The organism is Cobetia marina (genome assembly GCF_001720485.1).
GTDB classification, from domain to species: domain Bacteria; phylum Pseudomonadota; class Gammaproteobacteria; order Pseudomonadales; family Halomonadaceae; genus Cobetia; species Cobetia marina.
This window is the reverse complement of sequence record NZ_CP017114.1, coordinates 3,438,197-3,451,474: the sequence shown is the minus strand read 5'-3', so window position 1 is coordinate 3,451,474 and position 13,278 is coordinate 3,438,197. Positions and strand designations below refer to the sequence as shown.

Sequence of the window (13,278 nt, the reverse complement as noted above, 5' to 3'; positions counted from 1 at the left end):
GCGAGGCGGTAGACTCCCCAGCCTTCCGTTATGGAGATGATGATGCAACCTCAAGAACTGTTGCTGTATTGCCGCCCGGGCTTCGAGGCCGACCTGGCCGCAGAAGTCTGTGAAAAGGCCGCTTATCTGGGCGCCCCGGGTTATCCGATTGCGGCACGCGACAGTGGCTTCGTGCGTTATGTGGTGACAGGTGATGAGCCCGCCAATAGCCTGCATCGTGACATGCCGCTTCAGGCGTTGGTCTTCGCTCGCCAGACACTGGTGGCATTGGAGCCATTGGTCGGCATGTCGCGGGAAAATCGCGTCTCGCCGATTCTGCAGCAGGTGGTCGACGCTGGCTGGAGCTTCGAGGAGATCCGCCACGAGATGCCGGACACCAATGATGGCAAGGCGCTGTCGGGCCTTGGCAAGGCCGTCGGCCGCCCGTTGGAGTCTGCGCTCAAGAAGCGTGGTGCACTGCGTCGCAAGGCCGGTGGGCGGGCGCTGCACGTCTTCTGGACGGATGGTGACGAAGTGCAGCTGGGCATGAGCTTTCCTGGCAACCGCAGCGAATATGCCAACGGCATCCGTCATCTGCGTTCGCCGAGCCGTGCCCCCAGTCGCTCCACACTCAAGCTGGAAGAGGCCTGGCATGAGTTCGTGCCGCGCGACCAGTGGGAGCGTCGCATCGCGGTTGGCATGCAGGCAGCGGATCTTGGGGCAGCGCCGGGTGGCTGGACCTTCCAGCTGGTCGAGAAGGGCATGTTCGTGTTTGCCATCGACAATGGCCCCATGAACAAGGATCTGATGGCGACAGGACAGGTAGAGCATCTCAAGGAAGATGGTTTTACCTGGGAGCCACCGCTGCGACTGGACTGGCTGGTCTGTGACATCGTCGACAAGCCCATCCGCGTGACGGAAATGGTCGAGCGCTGGCTGAAGAAGCGCTGGTGCAATGAGGCGGTCTTCAATCTCAAGCTGCCGATGAAGCAACGCTGGAAGGAAGTCTCCCGCTGTCTCGATTATCTGGCGGCCAGCCTTGAGCGTTCCAATGTCGGTGCCGAGATCCGGTGTCGTCACTTGTACCATGACCGCGAAGAAGTCACCGTGCATGTGCGTATCACGCACTGAGCCACCGGGTTGTCTGGTGCAACCACAAGCCCCCACGGACCGAGCGGTCCGTGGGGGCTTGTCTGTGCGGTGCTGTCAGGTCGATGGACAGAGCCTCGCTGAGGGGTGCTGCGCTCGCGAGGCTTGAATCTCTCGCAGGTCAGGTGTGTTCAAGCAACACGATGCGTTCCGGTTGAGAAAGCATCGGCCCCAGACGCGCCATCATGCGTTCGCGCGCGTGACTGCTCGACCACTCCTGCCAGGCTCTTGCGTCTCGCCATGAAGTGATCAATATTCGGTGGCCGGGACGTCCGCTTTCCACCAGATTCTCGCCCGATATGAAGCCCTGTGCATGCATGGCTTCACGCACGACCTCGCGTGAGGCCTGCTCGTAATCCTGTTCGAGTCCCGGCATGATATGCCGCTCGATCATTACCTTGATCATGCCCGTCTCCCGTCTTCATACATTCTGCCTTGTCAGTGGCAGGACCTCAGGAGTCATTGATGACCGATACCCCCTTGCCCGTTGCCGATGCAGAGCTGGATACCAGCGGTCTGTATTGCCCCGAACCCATCATGATGCTGCACAACAAGGTGCGTGAGCTCGCGAGCGGAGACCTGCTGCGTGTCGTGGCGACCGATCCGGCGACGACACGTGATGTGCCCAAGTTCTGTGCATTTCTTGGGCACACACTGGAGCGCAGTGACGAAACGCCGGATCACTTCCTTTATGACATTCGCATCAGTTGACGTCAGTCGTCTCAGGCTTCGCGGTCGTGCACTTCCACACTGACCTGATCACTTTCGCCGGTCATCATCAGCGCGAGAGCTTCCAGGGTGGCCGGGTCCTGCTCACGAATCTGGTTGGCGACGGCGCGCTGGAAGAAATAGACCACGTCATGACGACTGCGACCGGGGTAGAGGCAGTCATCTCCAGCCAGCACCGGTGTCTGGGTGACGCGTGTCTCATCGACCAGCAGTGCCTCGATGTTGCCATCGCTGTATAGACGCCAGCCGAACACCTGCTTGAGCTGCCACGCGGACTCGCCATTGGTCATGCACAGGGCATGAGTCCCGAGCGTATCCGGTAGCTGCTGCAGCAAGGTGGTCTTCTCCGACACCTCATAGTCGTAATAGGCCGCGGCATGCTCGAGCTCATAGACCTTGTGGTCCGGAGCCAGCATGAAGACCTCGTCGGTTTCCGGGTCTCGGTAGCCGACGAAGTGGCCCTGCTGCGGATCTTCCAGCTCATGGCAGGGCATCAGCCCCTCCATCCATGGCACCAGGCCGACCACTTCACCATCCTCGCGCAGACCCCAGGCCAACACGGGAAGGCTGTAGTAGCTCTCCGGGTCGCTTTCGAGCTGATAGAGCATTTCCAACCCATCGTGTTCCGGCGCAAGCCGGAGAATACGACGTCGTGCACGCATCCTGTCACGCATGACATTCAGGTCGATGACCTTGGCGGAGCGGGGGGAAGAAACTGGTACGCCCATGACGAACCCTCCTCAGCAGCTTGTCGATCGTCCTCGGCGTGTGCGGGTGTGCAAACAGCCGCCGCTTGCAAGATGGCGCACTGCATATGAATGCACTGCCTTGAATAACCATTAGCACAGCCTGAGCCATGACGGTAACCCCTCCTTGGACGAAATGACCGTCCATGCGCAGATGAAGGATTAAACGCAAACGCCCCGCGACCGGGCAAAAGGCCGGTGGCAGGGCGTCTGAGGCGAGTGCTTGAGCGGGTGGGAAAAGGGATGGAACACAGGCCGCCGTCGGTATCACGAGCTCGCGGCCAGCGTTGGCAGGGGGCTTCGCTCAGCCGGGCAGGCTGCCCTCCTGAATGGCGCGGCGCGCGATGACCCACAGACGCCAGCCAAGCAGCAGAGCCGCCACGGTCAGGCCGGCCACCATGCCAATCCAGTAGCCATAGACACCCATGCTCTCGACAGCCCAGGGCCAGACGGGGAACTGCTCACTGCCCACCCCCAGCAGATGTCCGCCACCAAGACCGATGATCCAGTAGGCGAACATGGTGATCAACATGATGATGCGAGTGTCCTTGAAGCCGCGCAGAGCCCCCGCCATGGCAACCTGCAAGGAGTCGGAGACCTGATAGAGCATCGCCAGCGTGATCAGGGAAAGCGCCAGCGCCTGCACCTTGAGGTTGCTGGTGTAGAGCGCCACGGCAGGCTCCGCCAGTACCCAGATCACCAGGTCATTGATCAGAGCGACCACCAGTGAGAAGGCCACGCCATTCCACGCCACGAAGCGCGCCTCGTTCATGTCACCACGGCCGATGGTATGCCCCACTCGTACGGTGAGTGCCATGGCCAGTGACAGGGGGAGCATGAACAGCAATGAGGTGAAGTTGAGCGCGACCTGGTGGGCTGCCACCTTGATCTCACCGAAGCTTGCCACGAACAGCGCGATGACGGTGAACAGCGTGACCTCGAAGAAGATGGCGATGCCGATCGGCAGACCGACCTTGAGCAGTTCCGAGATCTTCTTGAGCTGAGGCGCGCTGGGTTGGCACCAGAGAGCGACTGCCTGGTAGGCGCTGCTGCGACGGGTGTAGAGAAACATGCTCAGACACATGATCCACATGGCAAGCCCTGTCGCGATACCGCAGCCTGCAGCGCCCATGGCCGGGATATCGCCCAGCAGTCCCGGCAACGTGATCCCCAGCAAGTCATCCACGCCTGCAGAGCCATAGATCAGCAGGTAGTTGAGCGGAATGTTCGACAACAGGCCGATCAAGCTGATGATCAGCGCCGGACGAGTATGATTCATGCCATCGGAATACGCGCGTAGCACTTGATAGAAGGCGGCGCCCGGCATGCCCCAGGCAATGGCCATCAGATAAAGCGTGGCCTGTTCTGCCACCGCGCCGGGCACCTCCATCAGCGTGAAGATTGGCGCCGCCAGGAACCACAGTGCCAATCCTGACAGACTGCCGAGCACCAATGAGATCCACAGTGACTGGTGAACGTTGTCACGTACCTCACCGCTGCGGTTACCCCCCATCAGCTGTGCCACGACGGGTGTCAGCCCCATCAAGGTGCCAGCCATCAATAGCAGCAGAGGCACCCAGAGGCTGGACCCCACCGAGACGGCTGCCAGGTCCGTCGCGCTGGAGCGACCGGTCATCAGGACATCCACGGCGCTCATGCCTGCCTGAGCCAGCTGAGCACCGCAGATTGGCAGTGCCAGCGTGACCAGACGTGAGGTCTCGGCGCGTACCCGGCTGGCGAATGGCGCCTGAGAAGAGGCTGCAGGCGTGGAGGCGGATGAATGGGAGGGTTCGGCGGGGGGCACGGCAGGCTCCTGCTGGTAATCGAGAATCATTCTTGCTTGGCGCGCCATCCTAGCAGATAAGGCCTGCCTGCGGGGCGCAAGAGAGTGAATTATCAGCGCTTGGTACTCACCTGTCAGGTGGAATGACGTGATACGAACGAGCCACGTACAATGCTCGACATCGTCATGCAGTACCGTCCCTATCTCCGGGTACTGATATCGCTGCTGATTCACACGATCGTCGAGACTTGCCTGTGTTGCTTTCTTCAGAACTTTCCCGCGTGCCTCGCACCCTGTCATCACGTCATGAGGCGTGCAGCGCAGACGGCGATGCCATGCCTGATCATGCCCTGGCGGGGGGGCAGGCCCTGACGGATCAAGAGTCGATGGACCCTGAGCTGACGGCGTTGACTTCCCTCTTCGATGGACTGTTTGCCACGTCCTACAACACCTTGTTGCGGCGCGCCCCCCACGAACCTCTCTATCTGCCCGCCGGCATGACGACGGATGAGGTGCAGGATGGGGTCGCCAGCGGCGACTCTCCAGGCGATGAGCTCGGCTTTCATCGTCTCTATCTGGCGCGCGGCTTCTTCTCCAGCGCTCTGCACGAAGTCAGTCACTGGTGCATCGCGGGCCCTGAGCGACGCCTCAAGGAGGATTACGGTTACTGGTATGCACCGGACGGACGTGATGCACACCAGCAGAAGGCCTTTGAAAGTGTCGAGGTAGCCCCGCAGGCGCTGGAGCAATTGTTCCACCGTGCAGTCGCCAAGCCGTTTCATGTCAGCGTCGATAATCTGGAGCTTGAGGTGGATCGCGATGCCTTCGCACAGCGTGTCGACGAGCGGGCCGCTGAATACGAAAGGTGCGGCCTGCCAGCACGCGCCAATGCCTTCCGACATGCGCTGCACGCTGTCTGGCAGCGCAAGCTTTCACACACGCAAGCCATCCAGGAGGCGATGACGCTATTGCCTGCCGTCGGGGAGGATGGCCGCGTGGCCTGATGCGCCCGCCATGCCGGCGCAGGACATTGTCTGTTCCGCGCGCCTCGAGATATCCCGCCATGGAATCGCCGGGTTTTCAGGCATGAACTGCTAGCACGGATTGCGAAAACTGCAAGTCAGCGTTGCACGAGCGTTGCGATCGGAAACCCTTTGTGATTAGAATGATTCGCATTGCTACGATCATTCTGCTTCCCCTGCACCAGCAGGCCAGAAGCGGGGACCTTCGAACAGGGGTATTCGATGACAGCTTCCACCACGATTTCTGCATCCTCCGTCCGCAAGCTGCTGCTGGGCGCACTGGCTGGCGTTACCGCCGCCACGGCGCTGCCGGCTCAAGCCCAGGAAGAGGTCAACGTCTATTCCTATCGTCAGGCCTATCTGATCGAGCCGTTCCTCAAGGAGTTCACCGAGGAGACCGGCGTCAAGGTCAATGTGGTCTTCGCCAAGCAGGGCCTGGCCGAGCGTCTCAAGCGGGAAGGGCGCAACACTCCGGCTGACGTGCTGCTGACCGTGGATGTGGGACGTCTGCAGGAGCTGGTCGACGAGGAGCTGGTCAAGAGCGTCAATGACGAGGTCATTGAGGCCAATCTGCCCGAGCAGTACCACGGCCCCGACAATCAGTGGTTCGGCATCACCACGCGCGCACGGGTGCTCTACACCAGTGTCGAGCGTCTCGAGGCCGGTCAGGTGGCAAGCTATGACGACCTGGCGGATCCGAGCCTGAAGGGGCGCGTCTGCTCACGCGCCGGTGATCACCCCTACAACGTCGCACTGATCGCCTCACGCATCGCGCACAACGGTGAAGAGGCCACGCGTGAGTGGCTGGAAGGCTTCAAGGCCAATCTGGCGCGCAAGCCTCAGGGTGGCGATCGTGATCAGATCAAGGCGATCCGCGACAACGTCTGTGATGTGGCCATCGGCAACAGCTATTACTACGGCAAGATGCTCGACAATGACGAGCAGCGCCCGTGGGCCGAGAAGGCACGTATCGAATTCCCGGATCAGAACGGCGTCGGCACGCACATGAACATCTCCGGCATGGCGATGACCAAGTACGCCCCGCACGAAGAGAATGCCCTCAAGCTGATGCGCTTCCTCACCGAGAAGACCGCCCAGCACATGTATGCCGAGGTCAACTTCGAGTATCCGGCCAACCCGAAAGCCGAGAGCTCCGAGCTGCTGACCTCATGGGGCGAGTTCAAGCAGGATGACCTGCCGCTGACCGAAGTCGCCAAGCTTCGCAAGCGCGCCGCGCAGATGGTCAATGAAGTCGGCTTCAACCAGTAAGGGCACTCGCCGGAGCCAGAGGCTACCGAGCGAGCTGTCATGAACGAAGAGGGGCTGTCGCGATGCGACAGCCCCTCTTCGTTTGCGCAAAGCATGTAAAATAGACGCAATTGCAGTTGCGGGATAACGAGGACGTCAGATGACCCAGGGCAAGCGGCTGTTGGCTGAGCAAGGTGCGAGCTTTGAAGGAGAGGCGGTGGCCGCCATGAGCGGCACCGGGCGATCGCCGGCCGCCCAGGAAATGGCGCACTACGATGCAGCGGCCATCCGGCGTCGTCAGCGGCGTCTCGGAACCCACATGGGCTGGTTCGTCAGCGCCTGGGGCGTGGCCGCACTGGTGGTCATGCCGGTGCTGGCCGTCGTCTGGCTGGCTGTCTTCGGTGACGATGGCAGTGATCAGGCCGGGGAGGGCATCTGGCCGCATCTCGTCTCCACCGTGCTCCCCGATTACGTCATGACCAGTCTGGCGCTGGTGGCGGGAGTGGCGGTCCTCAGTGGCAGCATGGGGGTCGTCTCGGCCTGGTTGACCACCATGTATCAGTTTCCGCTGCGACGCACCTTCGAGTGGTCGCTGCTGTTGCCGTTCGCGATTCCCGCCAACGTCATCGCCTACATCTATACCGACGTCTTTGAGTATGCCGGCCCCTTCCAGGGCGCGCTGCGTGCCCTGTTTGGCTGGGATTCGCCCCAGGATTACTACTTCCCGGAGATCCGCAGCCTGGGGGGCGCCATCCTGATGCTGTCCCTGGTGCTGTTTCCCTATGTCTTCATGCTGGCACGCTCGGCATTTCTCGATCAGTCGCCCTCACTGCGCGATGCCAGCAGAACGCTGGGCTGCAACGGGTGGCAAAGCTTCTGGCGCGTGGCACTGCCCAGCGCCCGACCGGCGATTGCCGTCGGCCTTGCACTGGCGATGATGGAGGCGCTCAACGACTTCGGAACAGTGGACTACTTCGCGGTACGCTCGCTGACCGCCGGCATCTTCAATGTCTGGCTCAACATGGGCAGCCTGCGCGGTGCGGCGCAGATCGCGCTGTGCCTGATGATCTTCGTGGTCACGCTGATCTGGCTCGAGCGGCATGCTCGGCGTCGTCAGCGCCAGTTCGGCAAGGGCGATCGCTACCGTCGCTATCAACGTCCGACCCTGACGGGATGGCGGGCATCAGTGGCGTCACTGGCCTGTTTCCTGCCGCTGTTCTTCGGTTTCCTGCTGCCGGTGGGCTTGCTCACGCGGCACGCCATCCTGTATTTCGAGGAATCCTGGACACCGGACTTCGCAGGCTATGCCGTGAACAGCCTGATACTGGCGGTGAGCGCTGCGGTACTGACCCTGATCATCGGGGTGCTGCTGGCCTATGCCAAGCGGCTGGATCGCACCGCCAGCGTACAGCAAGCACTCAAGCTTTCGAGTCTGGGCTACGCCATGCCGGGTGCCGTGCTGGGGTTGGGCGTTCTGGTACCGCTATCCGGCTTCGACAATGCACTGGACAGCTTCCTGCGGGCCAATTTCGGCATCTCCAGCGGATTGCTGCTGACGGGAACGATGGGCGCGATCATCATCGCCTATGTGGTGCGCTTCTTGGCGATTGCCGCGGGCTCCATCGAGTCGAGCCTCGACAAGGTCACGCCCTCGATGGACATGGCGGCACGCTCGCTGGGCGAGAACACCTTCTCGACCCTGCGTCGTGTGCATCTGCCGCTGATTCGTCCGGGGCTTCTGACCGCGGCGCTTGTGGTGTTCGTGGATGCCATGAAGGAGCTGCCGGCCACCTTGCTGCTGCGCCCCTTCAACTTCGATACGCTCGCCACTCACGTCTATCAGTACGCCTCCGATGAAATGCTCGAGCAGGCGGCGCTGCCGGCACTGGTGATCGTGCTGGTCGGTATCCTGCCGGTGATCGTGATCTCGCGCACCATCGTCGCCTCACGCAGCGAAGCGTGAACGAGCAAGAGCAAGAGCAAGAGTAAGAGAGACGAGAGCCGGCGTGCGTGACGGGAGTGACCGGTGCCGAGCGGGCATCAGCTTATTGCCATACGGTAGTTGTCCCTGCCCTTGAGATCGCCTAGGGTGCAGCGCTTGATGACGCAAGGACACTCCCGGAGACGACTCGCACGATGATCAAGCCTTATCTGACCAAGATGCGCGGAGGCCCGCTCAAGCGTGGCAAGCCGCATGTTGCCGATGCCCTGTGGTCCTGGCTGGGGGCCTTTCTCGGCATGGCGTTGATCGGCTGGATGTCATCACATTATCTGGCGGTCAGCACCTTGCTGCTGGTCGGCTCCTTCGGGGCGACCTCGGTACTGCTCTACGGTGCGCCGCATAGTCCGCTGGCGCAGCCGCGCAATGTACTGGGCGGCAACCTGTTGTCGGCGCTGGTCGGCGTGGCCTGCTATCACTGGCTGGGCGATGGCTGGCTGGCAGCCGCCATGGCAGTCTCGGTGGCACTGCTGGTGATGCAGCTGACGCATACCCTGCATCCGCCGGGCGGCGCCACGGCCTTGATCGCGGTGATCGGCGGTGAACCCCTGCATGCGCTCGGCTACTGGTATGCCTTGCTTCCCGTCGGTCTGGGGTGCCTGGCCATGCTGGTGCTGGCGGTATTGATCAACAACCTGGCGCGTCATCGTCGCTATCCGCTGCACTGGCATTGAGTCATCAGGGGCCACCACCGGGCGCGTGCTTCTGCAGTCGCCGGCGGAAGGTGATAGACTGGGTCATCGCCTGACGCGAGCGACTGGCAGCAGTCCGCCGAGGTCCCCCAGACCAACGCCTTCTTCACTGTGCCTGATACGCCTCGCTCTCTCTCCCGGCACGTGCCCGGCCAGGCGCCATTCCTTAATGATCGACCAGCACGTGGCCGGTCAGCCGAAGAGATATTGATGACTGAGACTACTGCCAACTCCATCCCGGCTTTTGCCGCCCTGGGGCTGTCCGCTCCTGTTCTGAAAGCGATTGCCGAGATGGGCTATTCCACGCCGTCCCCGGTGCAGGCGGGTGCGATTCCTGCCGTGCTGGAAGGTCGTGACGTGATGGCTGCCGCGCGCACCGGTACCGGCAAGACTGCCGGTTTCGCCTTGCCGCTGGTCGAGCGCCTCTCAAACGGCGCCCCTGCAGGCGCCCGCAAGATCAAGGCCCTGATCGTCACGCCGACGCGTGAACTGGCCGCGCAGATCGACGAAAACGTCACGGCCTACTCCCGTCACCTGAAGCTGCGCAATGCCGTGGTGTTCGGTGGCGTGAAGATCAATCCGCAGATCAGCCGCCTGTCTTCCGGCGTCGAGATCCTGACCGCCACACCGGGTCGCCTGCTGGACCTGCACTCCCAGAAGGCCATCGATTTCTCGGATCTCGAGACGCTGGTGCTGGACGAAGCGGACCGCATGCTGGACATGGGCTTCATCCACGACATTCGCCGCCTGCTCAAGCTGCTGCCGACCAAGCGTCAGACGCTACTGTTCTCCGCGACCTTCTCGGACGAGATTCGCGGCATGGCCAACAAGCTGCTCAATGATCCGGTCGCCGTGGAAGCCAGCCCGCGCAACACCACGGCCGAGAAGGTCGAGCAGCATATCCATACCGTGGAGAAGAGCCACAAGCCTTCGCTGCTCAAGCATCTGATCCTCAAGGAAAACTGGCATCAGGTGCTGGTCTTCACGCGTACCAAGCATGGGGCCAACCGTCTGGCGACCAAGCTCGAGAAGTCCGGCATCAGCGCCGCGGCGATTCATGGCAACAAGAGCCAGAATGCCCGTACCAAGGCATTGGCCGGTTTCAAGAACGGCGAAGTGCGCGTGCTGGTTGCCACCGATATCGCGGCACGTGGCCTGGATATCGAGCAGCTGCCGCAGGTCGTGAACTACGAACTGCCCAATGTCCCGGAAGACTACGTTCACCGGATCGGACGTACCGGTCGCGCCGGTGCCAGCGGGCGTGCCATCTCGCTGGTTTCCAGCGATGAGCGCAAGGAGCTCGGCGGTATCGAACGTCTGCTCAAGGGCAAGCTCAAGCGTGTCGAAGTGGAAGGTTTCGTGCCGGAAGTCGACGTCGAGCCGGAACGTGAGCCGCGTCAGCCGCGTGGCGGCCAGCGCTCTGGCGGCCAGCGCACTGGCGGCCAGCGCACTGGCGGCCAGCGCCCTGGCGGCAAGCCTGCCGGTGAAGGTCGTGGCAATGGTGGCCAGCGCTCTGACGGCCAACGTAATGGCGGCCAGCGCACTGGCGGCGCGCGCTCGGATGGTCAGCGCACTGGTGGCAAGCCTGCCGGTGAAGGCCGTGGCAATAGCGGTCAGCGCTCTGACGGCCAGCGCACTGGCGGCGCGCGCTCGGGCGGTCAGCGCACTGGCGGCGCTCGTTCGGAAAGTCAGCGCACTGGCGGTCAGCGTACTGGCGGCCAGCGCCCGCAAGGTGGCGGTGCCAATCACGACGACGACAATCGCGGCAATCGTGCTCCCGCACCGCGTGAGGTGGATGGCAACCGCGTCGCGCCGCGCCCGGAAGTGAACGGCAATCGCGCGCCGGAGGCACCGTCCAGTGAAGAGCGTCCGCGTCGTCGTTCGCGTGGTGGCCGCAATCGCTCCAGCGGTGGCAATGGCGGTGGTGGCCGCTCCAACGGCTGAGCCTTGCGGGACAGACTGAAGTCGTGAACCAGAACGCCCCGACAACTACCGGTTGTCGGGGCGTTCTGCGTTTCAGAGATGGCGGAAGGAAATCAGACGTCTTCTTCCCAGTCGATCTCATAGTCCGGGCCTGTGCCCTGGATGTCTTCATCGCCACGCACACCGTCACCGCGCAGGCGGGTGTGGATGGCCAGCATCACCATCACCTCGTTGTCCGGTCGGAAGGGCTGCAGCCCCTGCTCGAACAGCATGTTGTTGCGCTCGCGTGCCCAGTCGCCGGGGGATAGTTCCGGGTAGAGGCCCTCGGCAGGAGCAAACTCGATGAAGGGGTCCATGTTGTAGGCATCGAACAGACGCGCCAGCGCCTGTTCGTCATCCATGACGCCGGTGGTATAGAGCGTGGTCTGGTAGTAGTCCTGCTCCAGCTCCTTGAGCACGTCGAGAGGGCTGACGCCGAAGCTTCTCAGGTCATCCAGGCTGTAGTCGCCCAGTTCCAGCATTTCCCCATCCAGCCATTCATCGTCAGGCTGAATCAGGACATGCTTCATCTGCCCATCGGGCAGGGCCCAGGCGATGGCCAGGGGCAGGCTTGAGTCCTCGCCTGTCTCGACGGCGATGAAGGCGGGGAAGTCGCCTGTTTCAGGTTCGTATTCGTGCATTGTCGTGTCCAGAGCAGGGAAGCGTGCAAAGAAGGGCGTGCAAGGGAAGGCGTGCCGTGTCAGGCCGCGGGCAGGCGGAAGAAGCGGGTGGCAGTCGCCGTGGTGGCCTGCGCCAGCGCTTCCATCTCCATGCCGCGCAGGGCAGCGACCTCGGCCAGAATCCAGACCAGCAGCGAGGGTTCGTGGCGGCGTCCCTTGAGCTTGGCGGGCAGATTGCGTGGCACCAGATAGGGGCAGTCGGTTTCCAGCATCAGGCGTTCCAGCGGAATCTCGCGACACAGGCTGCGCAGGTGCTCGCCGCGGCGTTCATCGCACAGCCAGCCGGTCAGCCCGATATGCAGGTCGAGATCCAGATAGCCATATAGTGTCTCACGCTCGCCGGTGAAGCAGTGCACGACCGCGTGGCTGATGTCATCCCGCCAGTGCTTGAGCATCTCGAGCATCTGTCGGCCGGCGTCACGTTCATGCAGAAACAGTGGCAATCCTGTCTCGGCGGCAAGGGTCAGCTGGGCCTCGAAGGCGCGAGCCTGCTCGGCGGGCGTGGAAAAGTTGCGATTGAAATCCAGGCCGCATTCGCCCACCGCGACCACTTCCTGCTGGGCCAGCAGCTCCCGGATACCGCGCTCGACACCATCGTTCCACTGGCTGGCATCATGCGGATGCACACCGGCGGTGGCAGAAAGGCCACGATAGCGCGCCGCCAGCGCCTGAGCCTCACGCGAGCCGTCCAGGCTGGTGCCGGTCAGGATCTGCTGGCTGACGCCCGCCGCGCGAGCTCGCAGCAAGGTGCCCTCGATGTCCTGAGCATAGCTTTCATGGGTCAGGTTGACGCCGATGTCGATCAGCGGCGTCGGGCTTGCGAAGCGCAGCGCCGGCGCCAGCCGTGTCAGGGCCGTCTGGCGCTCGCTGTCATCGAGGGACAGGTCGGCGCACAGGTCGGCAAGCGAGGTCTCGCTCAGTTGCTCCGGGTCATAGCAGGGCAGCGCTGAGGGATCAGCATGGGGAGGAAGCGCGGACATCGAACACCCTTGAGTCACGGGGGAGGGAGAAGGAACACGGCAGTGAAAGGCGTACCAGGTCGTCTGCTGGCCTGGCACTCGAGAGTCCGGCACCAGGCGATCGGCTCGTTGGCAATGCCAGGCGCACGACGTGCTTTCAAGTGGTCGGCCATTCTACCCAAGCCGCCGATGTCTTTCAGCCCTTGCGGTGTCTTCCATCGCCTGTACGCTGCGCCTCGGGTAGAATGGCGTCATTCTCCGGCGCGCGTCGCTGGCGGCGGCCTGTCCGCCTGACTCCCACTTCCTCCGCGGCCTTCCCGGCCCCGGACC

General features: G+C 62.7%; 12 protein-coding genes. 7 read left to right on the top strand and 5 right to left on the bottom strand.

Translation table 11 applies throughout. The features are described 5' to 3' along the window. Positions 1 to 36 precede the first annotated feature (36 nt). Positions 37 to 1,110, top strand: a complete 1,074-nt coding sequence (gene rlmM / locus BFX80_RS14595; RefSeq protein WP_103751373.1) for a 23S rRNA (cytidine(2498)-2'-O)-methyltransferase RlmM — start codon at positions 37 to 39, stop codon at positions 1,108 to 1,110. A gap of 139 nt (positions 1,111 to 1,249) precedes the next feature. Here rlmM and BFX80_RS14590 read toward each other — a convergent pair whose 3' ends face one another. Further along, positions 1,250 to 1,534: an antibiotic biosynthesis monooxygenase family protein gene (locus BFX80_RS14590; RefSeq protein WP_077371336.1), complete on the bottom strand. Its 285-nt coding sequence runs from the start codon at positions 1,532 to 1,534 to the stop codon at positions 1,250 to 1,252. A gap of 59 nt (positions 1,535 to 1,593) precedes the next feature. Between BFX80_RS14590 and tusA the strand changes: the two genes are divergently transcribed. Further along, on the top strand, positions 1,594 to 1,839 hold the full coding sequence (tusA, locus tag BFX80_RS14585) for a sulfurtransferase TusA (protein ID WP_077371338.1): 246 nt from the start codon (positions 1,594 to 1,596) through the stop codon (positions 1,837 to 1,839). An 11-nt stretch (positions 1,840 to 1,850) separates the two neighbouring features. Here tusA and BFX80_RS14580 read toward each other — a convergent pair whose 3' ends face one another. After that, positions 1,851 to 2,585: a hypothetical protein gene (locus BFX80_RS14580; protein WP_077371340.1), complete on the bottom strand. Its 735-nt coding sequence runs from the start codon at positions 2,583 to 2,585 to the stop codon at positions 1,851 to 1,853. Positions 2,586 to 2,907: 322 nt separating this feature from the next. After that, positions 2,908 to 4,311 (bottom strand): MATE family efflux transporter, encoded by a 1,404-nt coding sequence (locus tag BFX80_RS14575; protein WP_240499759.1) that lies wholly within the window; start codon positions 4,309 to 4,311, stop codon positions 2,908 to 2,910. 461 nt (positions 4,312 to 4,772) lie between these two features. Between BFX80_RS14575 and BFX80_RS14565 the strand changes: the two genes are divergently transcribed. The 5 genes from BFX80_RS14565 to BFX80_RS14545 all read left to right on the top strand — a co-directional run bounded on the left by BFX80_RS14565 (position 4,773) and on the right by BFX80_RS14545 (position 11,291). Then, positions 4,773 to 5,390, top strand: a complete 618-nt coding sequence (locus BFX80_RS14565) for an elongation factor P hydroxylase (RefSeq protein WP_077373049.1) — start codon at positions 4,773 to 4,775, stop codon at positions 5,388 to 5,390. A gap of 240 nt (positions 5,391 to 5,630) precedes the next feature. Continuing rightward, positions 5,631 to 6,677, top strand: a complete 1,047-nt coding sequence (locus BFX80_RS14560) for a Fe(3+) ABC transporter substrate-binding protein (protein ID WP_084209274.1) — start codon at positions 5,631 to 5,633, stop codon at positions 6,675 to 6,677. A 139-nt stretch (positions 6,678 to 6,816) separates the two neighbouring features. Next, positions 6,817 to 8,619, top strand: a complete 1,803-nt coding sequence (locus BFX80_RS14555; RefSeq protein ID WP_240499590.1) for an ABC transporter permease — start codon at positions 6,817 to 6,819, stop codon at positions 8,617 to 8,619. A gap of 173 nt (positions 8,620 to 8,792) precedes the next feature. Then, complete coding sequence (locus BFX80_RS14550) at positions 8,793 to 9,329, top strand: HPP family protein (RefSeq protein ID WP_169477178.1); 537 nt, start codon at positions 8,793 to 8,795, stop codon at positions 9,327 to 9,329. A gap of 228 nt (positions 9,330 to 9,557) precedes the next feature. Next, entirely contained in the window at positions 9,558 to 11,291 is a 1,734-nt protein-coding gene (locus BFX80_RS14545) for a DEAD/DEAH box helicase (protein WP_084209273.1), read from the top strand. Between the two features lie 92 nt (positions 11,292 to 11,383). Here BFX80_RS14545 and BFX80_RS14540 read toward each other — a convergent pair whose 3' ends face one another. After that, positions 11,384 to 11,950, bottom strand: coding sequence for a hypothetical protein (locus tag BFX80_RS14540; RefSeq protein WP_240499589.1), 567 nt, complete (start codon positions 11,948 to 11,950; stop codon positions 11,384 to 11,386). 59 nt (positions 11,951 to 12,009) lie between these two features. Next, positions 12,010 to 12,969, bottom strand: a complete 960-nt coding sequence (locus BFX80_RS14535) for a TatD family hydrolase (RefSeq protein ID WP_084209272.1) — start codon at positions 12,967 to 12,969, stop codon at positions 12,010 to 12,012. Positions 12,970 to 13,278 lie beyond the last annotated feature (309 nt).